We start from the raw sequence: 21,214 nt of genomic DNA, 5'->3' as shown, positions 1-21,214 counted from the left end.
CTCGCAGAGATTTTTAGTTTTTGATGCTTTGTGACTTTGCGAGGTGTTGCTTGACACGAATTTCACGAATGTTCACTAATTATTATTTAAATATTTTACAGAGTTTGCTTTATTTCTGTGACTGTGACTGTGACTGTGACTAAAGACTACCTACTACCTACAACTTACTGCTTACTGCCTACTGCCTACTGCAAACTTTCCTTAAATTCTTTAAAGACTTCAATTTTTGGTAGTTCTTTTAAAGCTAAATCTATATGTGCTAAAGCTTGCTTATTGTCTTTTTTGTGTTTGTAGATTTGTGCTATACGGTAATTTGCCCAAGCTTTTGGCACACCATCTTTTGCAGAGTAGTTATGCAAATACACTTTTAAACATGTTAGACCTTTATCTAATTGTACATTATAATCTGCACATACTTTTCCTATTTGATAGTGTAGTGCATTTCTTTTATGTTTTACCTGTGATGCTTCAATATTACTTATGGCTTTTTCTGGTAGGTTTTCCTTTTCATATAACGCTGTTAGCTTGTCGTAACAAGTAATAGAGCCACCAATTTTAATAGCTTTTAGGTAATAATCTTCGGCAAGTTCTGGCTCGTCATCATATTCGTAAATATAACCTTTAGCTAAATAACCATCTACTTTAGAAAGTTTTTCAAGCTCGTTAGCATATTTTAAAGATTTACTTTTACTACCACCAATAATACCTGGTAACTGCATGTATAACTCTACTAAAGCCCAACGTGTGTCTATATGATTTGGATCTAATTCGGCTGCTTTTAAAAACGCTGCTTTAACGTCGTCTATAATGGTTAATGCTCTAATTTTACTTACAGACAAGGCTTTCATCCCTAAAGCGCCTCCATATTTGTAATGATAATTAGCTTCGGTTGGTTTGGCTTCAGTTAATTTTTTATATTGTTTTGCGGCTTCATCCCATTTTTTTTGATGTCCGTAAGCATCACCTAATAATTCTATTGCTTCTAAATCATTTTCATTATTATCAACAAAAGGTTTTAGCTCTGCTTCTGCTTTGCTAAACATTTTTTGTTTGATAAAGTCTTTTCCTTTTTCAACAGAGGTTTGCCCCATTAAAAAAAGCGGAAAGCAACATATAAAAATGATTAATCGCATATTTAGTATTTTCAATTTATACAAAAATAACATTCTGTTGGTATTGTTTTTGATTCTGTTGCGTTAATAATTGTTAACTTTAAATTTCTAACGTTTTACTCAACAAAACGATAGACTCACGCATTTTTAGTTTTAAGTCAAAATGTCTAAACTTATCTTGCTATTAAAAATAATTTTATGAAACAGATTTCAACCTTAATAATGATTTTACTTTTTGCTACTACTTACGCTCAAGATGACTATTCCAAACTTTGGAAGCAAGTCGAAACCCATGAAAAAGATGGTTTACCAAAAAGCGCTTTGGATGTTGTTAAGCAAATTGAAATATTGGCTAAAAAAGAGCAAAACAGTCCACAAGTTATTAAAACGCTTATTTTTAAAAGTAAGTATGCGCTAACCCTAGAAGAAGATGCGCAATTAAGCATTATCAAAGATTTTAAAACTGAAATAAACAACAGTCAATCACCTACCAAAAACGTATTACAAAACTTGTTGGCTAACTTATATTGGCAGTATTTTAATCAAAATAGATATAAGTTTTACAATCGTATAAAAACTGAAAGTAAAGTTGATGAAGAAGATTTTAGAACTTGGGATTTAGACACTTTATTTACCGAAATTCAAACACTTTTTAATCAATCTTTAGAAGACGAAAGCGTTTTAAAATCGACACCAATCCATCAATTTGATGCGATAATTAATAAGTCTAAAAACTCAGAAACATACAGACCTACGTTATTTGATATTTTAAGTCACAATGCATTAGACTTTTTTAAAACAGACGAGAACAGCATTACAAAGCCAGCATATAAATTTGAAATTGATAACGCAACCTATTTAAGTACTTCATCAAAATTTTCTACCCTAAAACTTGAAGCTAAAGACAGTACATCTTTACAACTACAGGCTTTAAAAGTGTTTCAAAAACTAATTCAGTTTCATCAACAAAACAAAAATTATAAAGCGTTAGTTGATGTTAATATTCAGCGTTTAGATTATGTCTTACAACATGCGACTTTTAATAATAAAGATGAAATTTACCTTCAAACGTTAAAAGATGAAATTTTTAGCATAAAAACAGATGAAACAGCTGCGCTTTACGAATTTGAAATTGCAGAAAAAACTTATCAAAACGGCTTACAATACGACTCTAAAACCAATACTAAAAATCGTTGGTTAATACAAGAAGCTTTAGCGATTGTAAACAATATTACTAAACGTTTTCCTGGTAGCAAAGCGGCTAAAAACAGTACAATTTTAAAACAACAAATTTTAAATAAAGAACTACAAATTACTACCGAAACGTATATTCCGATTCAGCAAAACAGCCGATTTTTGGTACGTTATAAAAATGTAGAAAATCTTGAGTTTACACTTTACAATTTATCAAAAGATCAGTTAGAAACATACAACAAAACCTATCGTGAAGACGAGCGTTTACCCTTTATTAAATCCTTAAAGCAACACACGAATTGGAACAATAATTTAAAAAACGAAAACGACTACCAATCGCACACAACAGAAGTTGTCGTCCCAAAATTATCTAATGGTAGCTATTTAATTCTTGCTAGAGCCAATAGTGATTTGTACGCTACACAAACTTTTCAAATTACCGATTTTGCGCTAACCGAAATGGAAACCAACAATGAAGTTATTTTTCAATTAATAGACAGAAATAACGGGCAACCAATTCAAAATGCAACTTTAGATATTACATACCGTAAAAATTACAAAAACAAATATCACAACTCGACATTAAAAACCGATGTGTTTGGCAAAGCTACCTTAAAAAAAACGTCAACCTATCTTTCAGACGTTAGCGCAGAAGTTAACCACAACAACCAAACTGCTTATTTTGGCAATTATTACGTTGGCAGAAAGTACGATAATAACAAAGAAGAAACACGTTACAACGCGTTTGTGTTTACAGACAGAAGTATTTACAGACCTAGCCAAACTGTTTATTTTAAGGCAATCGCCATAAAAACAGATGAAGAAAAATCTGAAGTGTTACAAAACGAATCAGTTTACGCTATTCTTTATAATGTAAATAATGAAGAAGTTGGTCGTTTAGAATTAAAAACTAACGATTTTGGATCAGTTGCTGGCGAATTTATTTTACCAAATTCTGGTTTAAACGGACAATACAGAATTCAAATTTTAGGAAAAAATCACACTTTTGATAACGGCAGACATTATTTTTCAGTTGAAGAATACAAACGTCCAAAATTTGAAACTAATTTTAATCCAATCACCGAAACCTTCAAAATTAACGATAGCATTACCATAAAAGGTAACGCAAAAGCCTACGCTGGTAGTAATATTAGCGATGCTAAAGTCACTTACACCGTAAAACGCAAAGTACAATATCCAACTTGGTGGTACTGGCGCAGACCGTATTTTAACAGCGAACCTCAAGAAATAACTCATGGCAAAACCACAACAAATAATAAAGGTGAATTTGATATTACCTTTAAAGCCATACCAGACCAAAGTGTTGATCAAAAATCACAACCTGTTTTTAATTACGAAGTCACTGCAGACGTCACCGATATTAATGGTGAAACCAGAAGCTCAACTACAATCGTCAACGTTGGCTATCATGCTTTAACAGCAACTATGTCTGTAAAAAGTGAATTAGATAAAAGCAATAAAGAGCATGTAATTCAAATCGATACTAAAAATTTAAATGGTGAATTTGTTCCTGCAAAAGGTACTATTAAAATCTACAAACTTAAAGCGCCAGACCAAGTACTAAGACATCGTCCTTGGGACGCACCAGATTATCATAATTTAAGTGAAACTGAATTTAAAACGCTTTTTCCACACGATGCTTACAACAATGAAGACGATAGCCAATTTTGGGATAAAGGTGAAATTTTGCTTACTAAAGAATTTAATACTGAAAACGATAAAGACGTTAAACTTGGTAATATCAAAAAATGGGAATCTGGTAAATACCTTATCGTTTTAGAAAGCAAAGATAAGTTTGGACAATTAGTGAAAGATGAAACTAGAACAACGCTTTACAGTGAAAAAGATGAAACTGTTTCAGACAACCAATTGTTTACCATTACTACAAATAAAGACAGTTACCAACCTAATGACACTGCAATAATCACATTTGGTAGTGCAGTGACAAACCTTACTGTTTTTATTGATGTAGAAAAAGATAAGCGTATTATAAATAGTAATAAATACGTAATAAATAACGAGAAAAAAACCATTCGTATTCCTGTTACAGATAAAGATGTTGGCGGTTTTGCCATACATTATAGTTTTGCTGCTTTTAATAGTTATACCGCTAACACCATAGCTATTTCGGTTCCTTATCCAAAAACAGATTTAGAGATAGAAACCTCAACCTTTAGAGACAAAATACAACCAGGAACGGACGAAACTTGGAGCTTTAAAATTAAAGGTTCAAAAGGTGAAAAAATCTCAGCCGAATTACTTGCCAGCATGTACGATGCTTCTTTAGACCAATTTAAATCACATAATTGGGATTTTAACCCGTTGTACCAACCTACATACAATCCAAACCGTAACCAAAATAATGGAAACAGTTTTGGACAACGCGGATTTAGAGTCATAAATAACAACAAGAATTACTATAGCTATCCAACACAACAATACGACCAAATTAATTGGTTTGGGTTGAGTTTTGGTAATAATTATAGAAGGTTATATAAACCAGAAGCGAAAGGTATTATAGTTGAGGAAGAAGCTATGATGGAATTTGCTGCTCCAAATGATGCTGAATTAGATGAAGTTGTCGTTGTTGGATATAGTACAACAACTGAAAAAGCCTATACAGGAACAGCAAAAATTAAAAAGGATACGGTTAATAATAAACCAGAAAATAAAGAAACAGATTTCAGCACTGTTACAATTCGTAAAAACCTACAAGAAACAGCATTTTTCTTTCCGCAGTTACAAACAGATAAAGATGGTAATGTTAATTTCAATTTTACAACTCCAGAAGCATTAACCAAATGGAAACTACAATTATTAGCGCATACAAAAACTCTGGAAAGTAAAGTTTCAACTTTAGAAGCAGTGACGCAAAAAGAGCTTATGGTCATACCAAACGCACCTCGTTTTTTACGTCAAGGTGACCAAATAACCATTAGCACTAAAATTGCCAACTTATCTAATAAAGCTTTATTAGGACAAGCTAAATTAATATTGACTGATGCGGTTTCTGGTGAAGATATTACGTCTTTGCTTGTCAGCTCAAACTCAGTCGAGAATTTCACAGTAAACAAAGACAACAACACACAAGTCGCTTGGCAACTATCTATTCCAGATACGGTAAATGCTATTCAATATAAAATTGTAGCAAAAGCAGGAGATTTTAGTGATGGTGAACAAAATGCGTTACCTGTTTTAACCAACAGAATGTTAGTTACCGAAACCTTACCAATGTGGATTAGAAGTAACCAAACTAGAACATTTACATTAGATAAGCTTAAAAACACCTCATCAAGCACTTTAAAACATCATAAATTAACGTTAGAAATGACTAGCAATCCTGCTTGGTACGCGGTACAAGCTTTACCTTATTTAATGGAATATCCTTACGATTGCAACGAGCAAACCTTTAGCAGGTATTACGCTAATGCGTTGGCTAGTCATATTGCAAATAGCAATCCTCGTATTCAAGAGGTATTTAATCAATGGAAAAACACCGATGCGTTGATTAGTAATTTAGAGAAAAACCAAGAACTTAAATCTATTTTAATTCAAGAAACACCTTGGTTACGTGACGCGCAAAGCGAAACCGAACAGAAAAAACGTATTGCATTACTTTTCGATTTAAATAAAATGAATAACGAATTGCAAAACGCCAAAAACAAACTAAAACAAAACCAAATGTCTAATGGTGCTTGGGCTTGGTTTAACGGCGGACGACCAAACCGTTTTATCACGCAACACATTATCACTGGTTTTGGACATCTTAAAAAATTAAATGTCATTCAAAGCGACAGCGAAGCATCTATGATCAAAAAAGCAATCCAATATTTAGATTCAGAATTTGTAGAAGAATATAATAACTTAACTAAATACAACAAAGATGTAGATTTAAGCAAAGACCATTTAAGTCATATGCAAATACATTATTTGTACATGCGTAGCTTTTTCCCAGAAATAAAAACGTCTAAAGAAGTAAAAACTATAATGGATTATTATCAGTCCCAAATTCAAAATTATTGGTTAAGCAGAAGTCTGTATAACAAAGGATTGATGGCGTTAATTTCTTATAGAAATAATGACACTAATACCACATCTAAAATTTTAAATTCATTAAAAGAAACCAGTATTACTAGTGAAGAATTAGGTATGTATTGGAAATCTAACGAAAACTCTTGGTATTGGTATCAAGCTCCAATTGAAACACAAGCGCTACTAATTGAAACATTTTCTGAAGCTGGTAATGTCATTCAAAATGAAACGAAGAATCTCGAAACCATAGATAATCTTAAAATCTGGTTACTTAAAAACAAGCAAACCAACCGCTGGAAAACAACCAAAGCTACTACCGAAGCTGTGTACGCATTATTACTTCAAGGTAGCGATTGGTTAAGTGTAACGGATATGGTAGACATTGTTTTAGGTAATCAAAAAATAGATCCTAATACTATGGAAGACGTTAAAGTTGAAGCTGGTACTGGCTATTTTAAAACGTCTTGGTCTGCTAATGAAATTTCGCCTAAAATGGCAGAAGTAAAAATCTCTAAAAAAGGAAAAGGTATTGCTTGGGGAAGTTTATACTGGCAGTATTTTGAAGATTTAGATAAAATTACCTCTGCGGAAACTCCGCTTCAACTAAAGAAAAAATTATTCTTAAAATCAAATACAGATACAGGTGAAACACTTACCGAAATTACTAAAGAAACCAAACTTAAAGTTGGCGATTTAGTAACCGTAAGAATCGAATTAAGAAGCGACAGAAACATGGAATTTATCCACATGAAAGATATGCGTGCAGCAGGTTTAGAGCCAACCAATGTGATTAGTCAATACAAATGGCAAGACGGTTTAGGCTATTATCAAAGCACAAAAGACGCAAGTACAAACTTCTTTTTTGATTACTTACCAAAAGGCGTTTATGTGTTTGAATATGATTTACGTGTTAACAATGCTGGTAATATGAGTAATGGTATAACTACTATACAAAGCATGTATGCACCAGAATTTAGTAGTCACAGTGAAGGCGTAAGAATTGATGTTGAATAATAATGTAATTATTCAATACAAAAAAGGCTTCCAAATTTGGAAGCCTTTTTTGTATCTATAGTTATTTACTTGGCGGCGTTGTTGGTCGTACTTCAATTTTACTTGGTAATGTACGTGGATGCATTTTTAATAAATCAACCACTAACTCGCCAATATCTTCAATTTGAATTTTCCATGCGCCTTCATCACTTGGCTCGTTACCATTAAAGTAAGTCGAAACAGATCCTGGCATAATAGTACTAACCTTTATGCCGTATTTACGCAAATCTAACATCACCGCTTGGGTAAATCCTGTAACACCAAATTTACTAGCGTTGTAAGCAGATCCGCCAGCAAAAAAGTTAGTTCCTGCTAAACTTGAAATAGTAATGTAATACCCTTTAGTTTCTTTAAGTGCATCTACACTTGCTTTAATCGAATTAAAAACGCCAGTTAAATTGGTATCAATAACTTCGTTCCATTGTTGTGAAGTTAAATCTTCTATGCTACCAAAATGTCCTAATCCTGCATTAGCAATAACAATATCTAACTGTCCAAAGGTATCTACAGTTGTCTTAACTGCGTCTTGCTGACTTTTTAATTCTCTAACATCTGCTTCTAGTCCGATTGCTTTTGCAGAAGACACATCTGCGTTTAGTTGTCCTGCTGCTTTTTGAGCAGATTCTGCACTTCTACTGGTTATAGCAACGTTAACACCTTGTTGCATTAATGCATAGGCTATACCATACCCAATTCCTTTTGATCCGCCTGTTATTAAGGCGACTTTATTATTTAAATTGCTCATAGAATTTTATTTTTTTGGTTGAAACCCAAAGTTACAAAACCTACAACGCAAGTCGAATTTTAAAATGTTAGGATATTTATAAAATTGAAATGATCTCTGACTTGAATACTAAGACTGCAAATATACCTGCGTTAAGGATTGAATGGCATGTTTGAGCTCTCCCAACTTTTTAGTTGGGAAGCGAGTAATGAAAGCCTGACCCTTTAGGGTAACGCCAAAATAAAATTAATTAAGCATGTCCCATAATTTATCTTTAAGCGTTGTTATGCCTTGTTGAGCAACACTTGAGATAAATTGATATGGAATTGGCAAGGATTGATCTAACTCTTGCTTTAGTTCGGCTTTAAGCTCGTCATCCAACATATCACATTTTGAGATGGCTATCATACGGTCTTTATCCAACATTTCTGGATTATAACGTCTAAGCTCGTCTAACAAAATTTCGTACTGTTTGTTAATATCTGGCGCATCAGCTGGAATTAAAAACAGTAATACCGAATTACGCTCTATGTGACGCAAGAAATAATAGCCTAAGCCTTTACCTTCGGCAGCTCCTTCTATAATTCCTGGTATATCTGCCATCACAAAAGTTTGATAATCGCGATATTTTACGATACCTAGATTTGGCTTTAAAGTTGTAAACTCGTAATCTGCAATTTTTGGTTTTGCAGCGGTCATTACAGATAGTAAAGTAGATTTTCCTGCGTTAGGAAAACCTACTAAACCTACATCTGCTAAAACTTTAAGTTCTAATGTTATGTCTTTTTCTTCTAACGGAATTCCTGGTTGCGCGTAACGTGGTGTTTGGTTGGTACTGCTTTTAAAGTGCCAGTTTCCTAAACCACCTTTTCCACCTTCGGCAACAATTTTTTCTTCACCTTGTTCGGTGATTTCAAAAAGAATATCGTTAGTTTCTGTATCTCTAATTACAGTTCCTAATGGCACTTCGATAATGTAATCTTCTCCATCTGATCCTGTACTACGATTACTACTACCATCGCCACCATGACCTGCACGGATATGGCGTTGAAACTTTAAATGTAGTAACGTCCAAAGGTTTTCGTTACCTCTAATAATTACGTGTCCGCCACGTCCACCATCGCCTCCATCTGGTCCACCTTTTGCGTTATATTTTTCGCGGTTAAGATGCGCAGATCCTTTCCCTCCTTTTCCTGAAGAGACATGCATTTTTACGTAATCTACAAAGTTACCTTCGGTCATTTATTTATCTTATTTGTGAATTTATGAATTCGTTTATGAAGGTTTTAATTATTTCAAATTAATCTCCAAACGAATAAACTCATTTTAAAGTTTATCGATTACAGTACAAAGACGTTCTGTAATCTCTTCGATACTACCAACACCATCTACTCCAAAATATTTATCTTGAGCTGAGTAGTAATCTTTTAAGATAGCGGTTTTGTTGTAATATTCTTTAATTCTATTTCTAATAATAGATTCGTCAGCATCATCTGCTCTACCACTAGATTTACCACGTTCTAAAAGACGTTGTACTAAAACTTCGTCGTCTACTTCTAAAGCGATCATTGCATTAATTTGAGAATCTTTAGTATCCATTAATTTATCTAAAGCTTCTGCTTGTGCGTTAGTACGCGGAAAACCATCAAATATAAATCCGTTAGCGTCTGCATTTTTTTCAACTTCTGCATTTAGCATGTCAATAGTTACTTGGTCTGGTACAAGCTCGCCTTTATCCATGTATGACTTAGCCAACATACCTAATGCTGTTTCGTTTTTGATATTAAATCTAAATACATCGCCAGTAGAAATATGTACTAAGTTATATTTTTCTTTTAAAAAGTTTGCTTGTGTGCCTTTACCTGCTCCTGGAGGACCAAATAATACTAAATTAGTCATGTGTTGTGTTGTTTTTAGTTGATATACTGCTGGCAAATCTCTACCTAACCCATCATAGTCTAATCCATATCCTACAATAAATTTGTTAGGTATTTCTATACCAACATAATGAAGTTTAAAGTCTTTTTTATAAGCTTCTGGTTTGTAAAACAGTGTAGCAATAACTAGTTGCTTTACATTTTCGTTTTTAAAAATACGATGAATTTCATGTAATGTATTACCTGTATCTATTATGTCTTCTAAAATAACTACAGTTCTTCCTGTTAAGTCTTGGGTTAAACCAATTAACCTTTGAATATCTTCTGTAGATTTAACGCCTTCATAAGACGCTAATTTTATAAAGGTAACTTCACAAGGTTTTGGGTATTTTTTCACAAAATCACTTACTAACATAAACGATCCGTTTAATATCCCTATAAAAACAGGTACTTCGTCTCCTAAGTCATTTGCAACATCTTGTGCCATTTTTGTTACAGCAGCATCTATTTGTTGTTCAGAAATAAAAGGTTTAAATTCTTTGTCGTGAAGCTTTATAGTTTTCATTGTAAAAAATTAAAAAGCAAATATAAGGATTTGTAGCAGCTTAACGATATTTGATTTAGATTTTTAAAGGCTATTTTACATTTAAAATGTATTTTTGTTGCACACAACTAATATTAAAAATGAATTATTTTTCTTCAAACTTTAAATTAGGTATTCTTGGTGGCGGACAACTTGGTAAAATGCTACTTTACAATACCCGAAAATTTGATATTCAAACTTTTGTTTTAGATAATAGTGATCAAGCACCAAGTAAAATTGCTTGTGATAAATTTGTAAAAGGCGATTTGTTAGATTTTGATACGGTTTACAACTTTGGAAAACAAGTTGATGTACTAACTATCGAAATTGAAAATGTAAATGTAGACGCTTTAGAACAACTAGAAAACGAAAACATAAAAGTATATCCGTCTTCAAAAACTTTGCGTCAAATACAAAACAAAGCCAATCAAAAACTATTTTACGTAGACCATAACTTACCAACAGCACCTTTTAGCAGATTTGCTTATTTATCTGAAATAGAAGATGCTATTAAAAATGGTGGTTTAGAATTACCTTTTGTTTGGAAAGCTGCTAGATTTGGATACGATGGTAATGGAGTAAAAATTGTAAGACAATTAAGTGATTTAGAAGGTTTACCTGCTGGTGAATGCATTGCAGAAGAGATGATACCTTTTAAAAACGAACTTGCTGTAATTGTGGCAAGAAACGTTTCAGGAGACATTAAAACGTATCCCGTTGTTGAAATGGAATTTCATCCTGAAGCCAACCAAGTAGAATATGTAATATGTCCTGCACGTATTAATGATGACGTCGCAAAAAAAGCTCAAGACGTTGCTTTAAAAACAGCTGAAGCTTTTAACCATGTTGGGTTATTAGCAGTAGAAATGTTTCAAACACAAGACGACCAAATTTTAATAAATGAAGTTGCGCCAAGACCACATAACTCTGGACATCAAACCATAGAAGCTAGTTTTACTAGTCAGTTTGAACAACATTTACGTGCCATTTTAGATTTACCTTTAGGTGAAACTAAAAGTAAAGTTGGCGGTATTATGGTAAATCTTGTTGGTGCAGAAGGACATACTGGAAATGTTTTATACAAAAACATAGAAAATATAATGAATCTTGAAGGTGTTACACCACATATTTATGGTAAGAAACAAACGCGCCCGTTTAGAAAAATGGGACACGTAACCATAGTTAATGAAGATTTAAGCAAGGCAAGACAAATTGCCGAAAAAGTAAAAAACACAATACAAGTAATAAGCGAATAAGATGAGTAAAGTTGCCATAGTAATGGGAAGTAATAGCGATATGCCAGTAATGCAAGACGCTATTGATATTTTAAAAGGTTTTGATATAGAAATAGAAGTAGATATTGTTTCTGCACATCGTACACCAGAAAAATTATTCGATTTTAGCAATAATGCACACAAAAGAGGTATTAATGTAATAATTGCAGGTGCTGGCGGAGCAGCGCATTTACCTGGCATGGTTGCATCCATGAGCCCGTTACCGGTAATTGGCGTACCTGTAAAAAGCAGCAACTCTATAGATGGTTGGGACTCAGTATTATCAATTTTACAAATGCCTGGCGGCGTACCAGTTGCTACCGTAGCATTAAATGGTGCTAAAAATGCTGGAATATTAGCAGCACAAATTATAGGCGCAACAGATAAATGTGTTCTAGATAAAATAATTACTTACAAAGAAGGCTTAAAATTAAAAGTAGAACAAGCCGCAAAAGACATAAAAAAATAGCATAAAAAAAGCCTTGACAGGAAGTCAAGGCTTTACATCGCTATTAATCTTTCTATATGAGTTATACTCACATCAAAAAAACTTAGGTCAAAGGTCTTAGTTTTGTTGGAAATGAAAGAATTGAGGCAAAAATTATTTTGTTTTTAGATAAAATGCGTTTTTTATCGTTCAAAAACAAACCTACTGAGTATAAGACAGAAAAAAAGCCTCAAAAATTAATTTGAGGCTTTTTATCGCTATTAATCAATAATTTTTATGTGAGTAACCAGCTCACGGGAAAAAATCGAGTCAAAGATAAGAACAAAACTGTATCATTTAAAAAAAAAGTTATTTTTTTAATAAAAATTTCACCTAAAACGTTTTCGTAATGAATGTACTTCTTAATAAATTTAACACAAAATACAATTCGGCACCGTTTCAAGCCATTAAAAATGAACATTTTAAACCTGCAATAGAAACGTTAATAAAAGAAACAAAAACTGAAATAAAGGCTATAGCAGAGTCTAAGAATATTCCTACATTCAAAAACACAATAGAAGCTTTAGAATATGCTGGTCAACAATTAGATAGAGTTACGAGTATATTCTTCAATTTAAATTCTGCAGAAACAAATGAAGAGATTCAAAAGATAGCTCAAGACATTTCTCCTCTTTTATCAGAGTTTAGCAACGATATAACTTTAAATGAAAAACTCTTTGCTCGCATCAAGGAAGTTTACAATCAAAAAGAGCAGCTAGATCTTACCGAAGAACAAAAAACTTTGCTTGACAAAAAATATAAAAGCTTTGCTAGAAATGGTGCCAATCTAACTGAAGACAAAAAAGAACAGTTAAGAGCTATTGATAAAAAATTAGCATCGCTTAAATTAAAATTTGGTGAAAATGTATTAGCAGAAACTAATGCTTTTGAAATGCATATTACCAATAAAGAAGATTTAGACGGTTTACCAGAAGGCGCAATTGAAGCAGCACAACAATTAGCCGAAAGTAAAGGTAAAGATGGTTGGTTAATCACTTTAGACTACCCAAGCTACATTCCTTTTATGACCTATGCAAAAAACAGAGCATTACGCAAAAAACTGTCGATTGCTTTTGGAAGTAAAGGATTTAATAACAACAAATTAGACAATCAAAATAATGTTTTAGAAATTGCCAAACTAAGATACCAACGCGCTAATTTATTAGGCTATAAAACACATGCACATTTTGTTTTAGAAGAGCGTATGGCAGAAACACCAGCAAAAGTAGAAAACTTTTTAAACGACTTATTAAACAAAGCAAAACCTGCTGCAGAACGTGAGTTTGCTTACCTTCAGGACTTTGCAAAAGAAATAGATGATATAGATCACCTTGAAAAATGGGATGGTGCTTATTACAGTGAAAAACTAAAACAAAAGCTTTTCAATTTAGATGACGAAAAACTTAAACCATACTTCAAATTAGAGAACGTTATTGATGGTGCTTTTAAAGTAGCCAATAAATTATTTGGATTAACTTTTAAAGAAATAGATACCATTGACAAGTATCATCCTGATGTATTGACTTACGAGGTTTTAGATGAAGATGATAACTTAGTTTCAATCTTTTACGCAGACTTTTTCCCTCGTGCAGGAAAACGTAATGGTGCTTGGATGACGTCTTACAAACCTCAATATGTCCAAAACGACTTTAATGAAAGACCACATGTATCTATTGTTTGCAACTTTACTAAACCTACTAAAACAAAACCGTCCTTACTAACTTTTAATGAAGTTACCACGTTGTTTCACGAGTTTGGTCATGCATTACACGGTATGCTAGCAAACACCACTTACCCTAGTCTTTCAGGTACAAGCGTATATTGGGATTTTGTAGAATTACCAAGTCAAGTGTTAGAAAATTGGTGTTACGAAAAAGAAGCGTTAGAATTATTTGCAACTCACTACGAAACCGGAGAACTTATCCCAATGGATTTAGTAGAAAAAATTAAAGAAAGTGCTACTTTTAATGAAGGTATGCAAACCTTACGTCAAATAAGTTTTGGCTTATTAGACATGCATTGGCACGGTATTAACCCGACCGAAGTTACAGATGTAAAAGCACACGAAAACGAAGCTTTTAAAGAAACGCAATTATATCCTGATGTAGAAGAAAATTGTATGAGCACAGCATTTTCTCATATTTTTCAAGGTGGTTATTCTTCTGGATATTACAGTTACAAATGGGCTGAAGTTTTAGATGCAGATGCATTTGATTATTTTAAACAAAACGGCATTTTTAATCGTGATATTGCTTTAAAATTTAAAGACAATGTACTTACAAAAGGCGGTACTGAAAACCCACTAATTTTATACAAACGCTTTAGAGGTCAAGACCCAAAACCAGAAGCTTTATTAAAACGTGCTGGATTGATTAAGTAATGAAAAAGCGGAAAATATTTAATTTCCGCTTACTTTTTAAACTCTTAGCATATTGTTAAATTAGCTAAAATCTTTTGTATTTTAGTTACTTTTGAAAATAGAAAAAGAAAAAACCAACTAATGCCAAAACACACTTTAAATCCTAACAATTGGGTTGATCTTTATAGTGACTACCTATTTAATTACACAATAACGCGTGTAAATGATCGTGTTATTGCTCAAGATTTAGTGTCCGAAACTTTTTTGGCTGGGTTAAACGCTATGAAAAACTTTAAAGGTCAAGCTTCAGAACGTACTTGGCTTATTTCTATTTTAAAACGAAAAATTATTGATTATTATCGTAAGATTAATTCTAACAAAGGTAAAGCCGAAGTTAGAATTAATTACAACGATAGCGATCTTGAAGGTGACTGGCTAGAACAACAAATTGCTGATCCTTTTGATAAAACTGCTGAAGATACGATTGAAAACGAAGAGTTAGCCGAAGCAATTCAAAATTGTTTATCTAAACTTCCTAAAAAACAAGCCGAAGTTTTTAAAAAGAAAACCATCTTAAACCAAGAAACCGAAACCATTAGTAAGGAATTAAATATTACAGCGTCTAACCTATGGGTAATTGTTCACAGAGCTAGAGTTGCTCTTGCAATTTGCCTTGAAAAAAATTGGTTTTAATTATGGGATTATTTTTTATTAAATGCGAAGAAGCAGGTCATGTTTGTGATAAACATCAATATGAAGAAGCTTCGATCACCGAAAAAATAAAGCTAAATATTCATTTATTTTATTGTTCTGCTTGCAGAAAACACTCAGCTACCAATAAAAAATTAACTTCCCTATTAAAAAATATTTCACTTCAATTTTTATCTTCTGAAGAAAAAGAACAACTTAAAAAAGCTTTTGAAAAAGAATTAAAAAAGCATCAACATTAGCCAAAAAATAGGCAATGCTTCTACCCAAAAAGAGGTATAATATTTATTTCGATTTTTAGAAGAAAACAAAATAAATAGCATTAAAATAAAAGTCATAATTACTTCTTTGTAAAGAAAGTGAGTTATGATTTCTTCTTTAAAAACATTCAACCCTAAAAAAATTAAAAGCAACAAAACACCAAGTATTTTGGTCTTTTTTACACCAATTTGCTGCGGAATCGTAGCCAATTTTATACTATCAAATTTAAGATCTCTTATTTCAAAAGGAACCATTAAAGCCAATACAAAAACAAAATTTTGTAATACAGTAATCCAGACTTTAGTTGTTAATTCTTGGTGGTTATTCAGTATTGGTAAAACAACTGTTGTAAACGCCCAAACTGCTGCTATAATATGCACTTTTAATCCGCTAATTTGTCTTAAATTTTGTTGCTCGTCTAAATACATTCGTTTAGGTAAAAAAGGGATAGCATATAAAAAAGTAACTACGCCTAATACTGCTAGAATAAATAGTACTTTAGTTTCTAACTTAAAGGCATAAAAAACCATTAACATAAAACTAAAAAAAGAAAATACTTGAATCACTTTTAGCCATCTTGCCAAACTACGATGGTGCCATTTTGCAATCCCAAAATATTTCACAAAATTGTAGCCTGTAATTGTCGCATAAAAATTAAAATACAGGATATTTTCATCATAAGATAAATCAAAAATTAGAAGTGTAATCCAGCTTAAAGCATACACAGATAAAGCAACGTGTATACTACTATTTATATAAAAATCTAAAAGCTGTTTGACTATCTTCATTAAACAAAAATAATCAATCTGTTAATAAAGCTATTAAATGGTTAAAAACTTTCAAGTTTTAACTAAAAAATGCTATAAGATTTCATTAATTTTGCAATCGCATAAAAATGCGTTTTAAAACGCTAAATTAATTTGTCATTCTCATGAAAATGAGAGCCTAACAACACAACACTAATGAACACAAACGCTTTTGCTTTGCGCCATATTGGTCCAAGAGAAAATGACATTAAAGAAATGTTACAAACAATAGGTGCAGAAAGTATTGAACAACTAATTTACGAAACTATTCCTTCTAACATTCGTCTTGAAAAAGATTTAGATTTAGATGAAGCTATGACGGAATATGAGTATTCTACTCACATTAATAATTTATCTAAACTTAACAAAACGTACAAGACTTACATTGGTTTAGGCTATCATCCAACAATTTTACCAGCTGTTATACAGCGTAATATTTTAGAAAATCCAGGTTGGTATACTGCTTACACACCTTACCAAGCAGAGATTGCACAAGGTCGTTTAGAGGCTTTATTAAATTTCCAAACCATGATTACAGATCTTACGGGTATGGAACTTGCAAACGCATCACTTCTTGACGAAAGTACTGCTGCTGCAGAAGCTATGAGTCTTTTATTTGCTGTTAGAGAAAGAGCACAGAAAAAAGACAACGTCAATAAGTTTTTTGTTTCAGATGCTGTTTTACCTCAAACTATTTCTGTTTTAAAGACACGTGCGCTTCCTATTGGAATTGATTTAGTAATCGGTGACGAAAACACATTTGATTTTTCTTCAGAATACTTCGGTGCTATTGTTCAGTATCCTGGTAAAAACGGACAAATTACAGACATTAAAACATTCATTGCAAAAGCAAATGAAAACAATATAAAAGTTGCAGTAGCAGCAGATATTTTAAGCTTAATTAAGCTTGAAGCTCCAGGACAATTTGGTGCCGATGTTGTTGTTGGTACAACACAACGTTTTGGTATACCAATGGGTTATGGTGGTCCTCATGCAGCTTATTTTGCAACAAAAGAAGCTTATAAACGTGATATTCCTGGTCGTATTATAGGCGTTACCAAAGACGCTAACGACAACCGTGCATTACGTATGGCGCTTCAAACAAGAGAGCAGCACATTAAGCGTGATAGAGCAACATCTAACATTTGCACAGCACAAGTTTTACTAGCGGTAATGGCAGGTATGTATGCTGTTTACCATGGTCCAAAAGGCTTAACGTTTATAGCAAATAAAGTTCATAATAGTGCTTCTACCTTAGCGTCTACCCTTTCAAAAATGGGATTAGAACAAACAAACACATCTTTCTTTGACACTTTACAAGTCAAAGCTAATGCTGCTAAAGTAAAAGAAGTAGCAGAAAACAATGAAGTTAACTTCTACTATCAAGATGATAACACCGTTTTAATTTCTATTAACGAAACAACTTCAATTTCTGATTTAAATGAAATTGTTAAAATTTTCGCTGAAGCGGAAAACAAAAAAGCAATAGAAATAACTGAATTAGCTGACACAAATAATATAGATAATGACTTAAACAGAACAAGCGACTTTTTAACGCTTGAAGTATTTAACAGCTACCATTCTGAAACCGAATTAATGCGTTACATCAAAAAGTTAGAGCGCAAAGATTTGGCATTAAACCATTCTATGATTTCTTTAGGATCTTGTACAATGAAGTTAAATGCAGCTTCAGAAATGCTACCTCTAAGTCAAACCAATTGGGGAAGCATTCACCCATTTGCTCCAATAGATCAAACTGAAGGTTATCAAAAAGTATTAAAAGCTTTAGAGGATCAATTAACAGAAATTACTGGTTTTGCAGCAACATCGTTACAACCAAATTCTGGTGCACAAGGTGAATATGCAGGATTAATGGTAATTAAAGCCTATCATGAATCTCGTGGCGATCATCACCGTAACATCTGTTTAATTCCTAGTTCTGCACACGGAACAAACCCTGCAAGTGCGGTAATGGCAGGTATGAAAGTAGTCGTGACAAAAGCAGACGATAACGGAAATATTGATGTAGAAGATTTACGTGAAAAAGCCGAATTACACGCAGAAAACCTTTCTGCTTTAATGGTTACTTACCCATCAACTCATGGTGTATATGAGTCAGCAATTAAAGATATTACAAAAATCATCCATGATAACGGCGGACAAGTATATATGGATGGCGCAAACATGAATGCACAAGTAGGATTAACAAACCCTGGTAACATTGGTGCAGATGTTTGTCACTTAAACTTACATAAAACGTTTGCTATTCCTCATGGTGGTGGCGGACCTGGTGTTGGTCCAATTTGTGTAGCTAAGCAATTAGCTCCGTTTTTACCTGGCAATCCAATAATAAAAACTGGTGGCGATAATGCTATTACAGCAATATCTGCAGCTCCTTTTGGAAGTTCTTTAGTATGTTTAATTTCTTATGGATATATTAAAATGTTAGGTGCTGAAGGACTAAGAGCATCTACAGAAATAGCTATCTTAAACGCTAATTATATCAAACACCGTTTACAAGGTGCTTTTGAAACTTTATATTCTGGCGAAAGAGGTCGCGCAGCTCACGAAATGATTATAGACTGTAGACCATTTAAAGCTAACGGTATAGAAGTAACAGATATCGCAAAACGTTTAATGGATTACGGTTTCCACTCGCCTACTGTATCATTCCCTGTTGCAGGAACAATGATGATTGAACCAACAGAAAGTGAAAGTAAAGCCGAAATGGATCGTTTTTGTGACGCCATGATTTCTATTAGAAAAGAAATTGATGCTGTAACTAAAGAAGACGAAAATAACCCGCTAAAAAATGCACCTCATACTTTAGATATGCTAACAAGTGACGAATGGTTACTACCATACTCTCGTGAAAAAGCAGCATATCCTTTAGAGTATGTTAAAGAAAATAAATTTTGGCCTTCTGTACGTCGTGTAAATGATGCTTATGGAGATCGTAATTTAATCTGTACTTGTGCGCCAATAGAAGAATATATGGAAGCATAATAGCTTTTGGGCATCGTATAATATAAATTCAAATCTGTCTTTTTATTTAGTAGCTAGTATATTTGTATATTAGTAAAAAATAAAAAGGCAGATTTTTTTTATGACTATAAAAATTACCGGAACTGGAAGTTATATTCCAGAAAATATTGAAAAGAACGAAGACTTTCATCAACATGAGTTTTTAAATGTAGACGGTTCCCAAATCAACTCCCCGAACGAAGTTATTGTTGAAAAATTTAAAGCAATTACAGGTATTGTTGAAAGACGCTACGCAGACGATAAGTTAATAGCTTCCGATTTAGGTTTTCTTGCTGCAGAAAAAGCTATAGAAGACGCTAAAATTGATAGGGAAGATATAGATTACATTATCGTAGCACACAACTTTGGAGACGTTAAAAAAGATGCGATCCAAAGTGATATTTTACCTTGTTTAGCAACCAGAGTAAAACATAAACTTCGCATTAAAAACCCTAAATGTGTTGCTTATGACATATTATTTGGTTGTCCTGGTTGGATTGAAGGTACAATCCAAGCACAAGCATTTATAAAAGCTGGAATGGCAAAAAAATGTTTAGTAATTGGTGCCGAAACATTATCTAGAGTGGTAGATAAACACGATCGTGATAGCATGATTTACAGTGATGGCGCTGGCGCAACAATTATTGAAGCTACAGATGAAGAAGGTGGAATTTTAGCACACAATACCGCCAGCTTCACATACGATGAAGCCTATTATTTATTCTTCGGAAATTCTAACAATCCAGAATTAGATAAAGACACTAGGTACATAAAAATGCATGGTCGTAAAATTTACGAATTTGCATTAACAAACGTACCACTAGCTATGAAAGAATGCTTAGACGAAAGTGGTGTAGATATAAAAGACGTTAAAAAGATATTGATCCATCAAGCTAATGAAAAAATGGACGAAGCTATCATAAAACGTTTTTACAGACTTTACAAAACTCCAGTTCCAAAAGGCATTATGCCAATGAGTATTCATAAACTTGGCAACAGTTCGGTTGCAACAGTACCAACACTTTTTGACTTAATTAGAAATAATAAATTAGAAAATCAGCATATAGAAAAAGGAGATGTTATTATATTTGCTAGCGTTGGTGCAGGAATGCACATAAACGCTATTGTTTATAAATACTAATCCGCTGTTGCGGAAAATAACTAATGTACGAAAACACATTTCCGCATAAAAGATATAAGCTTACGTTTCAATTTTTAGAAAAACATATTTCTAAATCCGAAACCATTTTGGATTTAGGTGTAGAAAATCCGTTTACCAAAATACTAAAGGGTAACGGATTTTCTGTTAAAAATACTAAAGGAGAAGATTTAGATATAGATACTTCAACTATAGAAAATTCCGATGCTACCGTAGTCACAGCTTTTGAAATTTTTGAACATCTACTCTCGCCTTTTACCGTTTTAAAAAGTATAAAAGCCAATAAATTAGTAATTAGCGTACCATTGCGCTTATGGTTTTCTTCTGCTTACAGAAGTAAAACCGATATGTGGGACAGACATTATCATGAGTTTGAAGATTGGCAATTAGACTGGTTACTAGAAAAAACTGGTTGGAAAATTATTGACCGTCAAAAATGGACTAATCCAACCAAAAAACTAGGCATTAGACCAATTTTAAGATGGTTTACACCAAGATATTATATTGTTTATGCTGAACGAATTTCAAAATAATTTAAAA

Annotated in this window: 14 protein-coding genes; 9 read left to right on the top strand and 5 right to left on the bottom strand. The window is 32.9% G+C overall.

Annotated features, from left to right (window positions below):
• Positions 1–185: 185 nt before the first annotated feature.
• Positions 186–1,133 (bottom strand): lipopolysaccharide assembly protein LapB, encoded by a 948-nt coding sequence (locus tag INR78_RS08375; RefSeq protein WP_106676728.1) that lies wholly within the window; start codon positions 1,131–1,133, stop codon positions 186–188.
• A gap of 177 nt (positions 1,134–1,310) precedes the next feature.
• On the opposite strand from INR78_RS08375, the gene INR78_RS08370 reads away from it, so the two are divergent.
• A complete protein-coding gene (locus tag INR78_RS08370) occupies positions 1,311–7,373 on the top strand; it encodes an alpha-2-macroglobulin (RefSeq protein ID WP_223076166.1) in 6,063 nt (2,020 codons plus the stop codon).
• Positions 7,374–7,434: 61 nt separating this feature from the next.
• Here the strand turns inward: INR78_RS08370 and INR78_RS08365 are convergent, their stop codons facing one another.
• The 3 genes from INR78_RS08365 to INR78_RS08355 form a co-directional block, all read right to left on the bottom strand.
• Positions 7,435–8,157 carry an SDR family oxidoreductase gene (locus INR78_RS08365; RefSeq protein WP_223076165.1) on the bottom strand — a complete coding sequence of 241 codons (723 nt, stop codon included), beginning with the start codon at positions 8,155–8,157 and terminating at the stop codon, positions 7,435–7,437.
• A gap of 225 nt (positions 8,158–8,382) precedes the next feature.
• Positions 8,383–9,378 carry a GTPase ObgE gene (gene obgE / locus INR78_RS08360; protein WP_223076164.1) on the bottom strand — a complete coding sequence of 332 codons (996 nt, stop codon included), beginning with the start codon at positions 9,376–9,378 and terminating at the stop codon, positions 8,383–8,385.
• 84 nt (positions 9,379–9,462) lie between these two features.
• Positions 9,463–10,578, bottom strand: a complete 1,116-nt coding sequence (locus INR78_RS08355) for an adenylate kinase (RefSeq protein WP_106676720.1) — start codon at positions 10,576–10,578, stop codon at positions 9,463–9,465.
• A 119-nt stretch (positions 10,579–10,697) separates the two neighbouring features.
• On the opposite strand from INR78_RS08355, the gene INR78_RS08350 reads away from it, so the two are divergent.
• The 5 genes from INR78_RS08350 to INR78_RS08330 all read left to right on the top strand — a co-directional run bounded on the left by INR78_RS08350 (position 10,698) and on the right by INR78_RS08330 (position 15,666).
• Entirely contained in the window at positions 10,698–11,852 is a 1,155-nt protein-coding gene (locus INR78_RS08350; RefSeq protein WP_223076163.1) for a 5-(carboxyamino)imidazole ribonucleotide synthase, read from the top strand.
• Position 11,853: 1 nt separating this feature from the next.
• Positions 11,854–12,339 (top strand): 5-(carboxyamino)imidazole ribonucleotide mutase, encoded by a 486-nt coding sequence (gene purE / locus INR78_RS08345; protein ID WP_223076162.1) that lies wholly within the window; start codon positions 11,854–11,856, stop codon positions 12,337–12,339.
• Positions 12,340–12,706: 367 nt separating this feature from the next.
• Positions 12,707–14,737, top strand: a complete 2,031-nt coding sequence (locus INR78_RS08340; protein WP_223076161.1) for a M3 family metallopeptidase — start codon at positions 12,707–12,709, stop codon at positions 14,735–14,737.
• 120 nt (positions 14,738–14,857) lie between these two features.
• Positions 14,858–15,409, top strand: coding sequence for a sigma-70 family RNA polymerase sigma factor (locus INR78_RS08335; protein WP_223076160.1), 552 nt, complete (start codon positions 14,858–14,860; stop codon positions 15,407–15,409).
• Positions 15,410–15,411: 2 nt separating this feature from the next.
• The gene (locus tag INR78_RS08330; RefSeq protein ID WP_223076159.1) at positions 15,412–15,666 is read left to right on the top strand and encodes a hypothetical protein; all 255 of its coding nucleotides are present in this window, start codon (positions 15,412–15,414) and stop codon (positions 15,664–15,666) included.
• On the opposite strand, the gene INR78_RS08325 is transcribed toward INR78_RS08330, so the two are convergent.
• On the bottom strand, positions 15,646–16,473 hold the full coding sequence (locus tag INR78_RS08325) for a hypothetical protein (RefSeq protein WP_223076158.1): 828 nt from the start codon (positions 16,471–16,473) through the stop codon (positions 15,646–15,648). The two genes, INR78_RS08330 and INR78_RS08325, sit on opposite strands and share 21 nt — an antisense overlap.
• A gap of 174 nt (positions 16,474–16,647) precedes the next feature.
• Between INR78_RS08325 and gcvP the strand changes: the two genes are divergently transcribed.
• From gcvP to INR78_RS08310, 3 genes are all read left to right on the top strand, one after another.
• Positions 16,648–19,497, top strand: a complete 2,850-nt coding sequence (gene gcvP / locus INR78_RS08320) for an aminomethyl-transferring glycine dehydrogenase (RefSeq protein WP_223076157.1) — start codon at positions 16,648–16,650, stop codon at positions 19,495–19,497.
• Positions 19,498–19,597: 100 nt separating this feature from the next.
• Positions 19,598–20,656, top strand: a complete 1,059-nt coding sequence (locus tag INR78_RS08315) for a 3-oxoacyl-ACP synthase III family protein (protein ID WP_223076156.1) — start codon at positions 19,598–19,600, stop codon at positions 20,654–20,656.
• Between the two features lie 23 nt (positions 20,657–20,679).
• Positions 20,680–21,207, top strand: coding sequence for a methyltransferase (locus INR78_RS08310; RefSeq protein WP_223076155.1), 528 nt, complete (start codon positions 20,680–20,682; stop codon positions 21,205–21,207).
• The last annotated feature ends 7 nt before the right edge of the window (positions 21,208–21,214 follow it).

The sequence above is a fragment of the Mesoflavibacter sp. SCSIO 43206 genome, from assembly GCF_019904215.1.
Taxonomy (GTDB): domain Bacteria; phylum Bacteroidota; class Bacteroidia; order Flavobacteriales; family Flavobacteriaceae; genus Mesoflavibacter; species Mesoflavibacter zeaxanthinifaciens.
This window is presented reverse-complemented; position numbering and strand designations above follow the sequence as displayed.

Bases quoted from the DNA above. Each gene is read 5' to 3' on its own strand.
- gcvP (WP_223076157.1), top strand. From the start codon at position 16,648: ATGAACACAAACGCTTTTGCTTTGCGCCATATTGGTCCAAGAGAAAAT.
- obgE (WP_223076164.1), bottom strand. From the start codon at position 9,378: ATGACCGAAGGTAACTTTGTAGATTACGTAAAAATGCATGTCTCTTCA.
- INR78_RS08330 (WP_223076159.1), top strand. From the start codon at position 15,412: ATGGGATTATTTTTTATTAAATGCGAAGAAGCAGGTCATGTTTGTGAT.
- INR78_RS08355 (WP_106676720.1), bottom strand. From the start codon at position 10,578: ATGAAAACTATAAAGCTTCACGACAAAGAATTTAAACCTTTTATTTCT.
- INR78_RS08315 (WP_223076156.1), top strand. From the start codon at position 19,598: ATGACTATAAAAATTACCGGAACTGGAAGTTATATTCCAGAAAATATT.
- INR78_RS08370 (WP_223076166.1), top strand. From the start codon at position 1,311: ATGAAACAGATTTCAACCTTAATAATGATTTTACTTTTTGCTACTACT.
- purE (WP_223076162.1), top strand. From the start codon at position 11,854: ATGAGTAAAGTTGCCATAGTAATGGGAAGTAATAGCGATATGCCAGTA.
- INR78_RS08365 (WP_223076165.1), bottom strand. From the start codon at position 8,157: ATGAGCAATTTAAATAATAAAGTCGCCTTAATAACAGGCGGATCAAAA.
- INR78_RS08375 (WP_106676728.1), bottom strand. From the start codon at position 1,133: ATGCGATTAATCATTTTTATATGTTGCTTTCCGCTTTTTTTAATGGGG.
- INR78_RS08340 (WP_223076161.1), top strand. From the start codon at position 12,707: ATGAATGTACTTCTTAATAAATTTAACACAAAATACAATTCGGCACCG.
- INR78_RS08335 (WP_223076160.1), top strand. From the start codon at position 14,858: ATGCCAAAACACACTTTAAATCCTAACAATTGGGTTGATCTTTATAGT.
- INR78_RS08325 (WP_223076158.1), bottom strand. From the start codon at position 16,473: ATGAAGATAGTCAAACAGCTTTTAGATTTTTATATAAATAGTAGTATA.
- INR78_RS08310 (WP_223076155.1), top strand. From the start codon at position 20,680: ATGTACGAAAACACATTTCCGCATAAAAGATATAAGCTTACGTTTCAA.
- INR78_RS08350 (WP_223076163.1), top strand. From the start codon at position 10,698: ATGAATTATTTTTCTTCAAACTTTAAATTAGGTATTCTTGGTGGCGGA.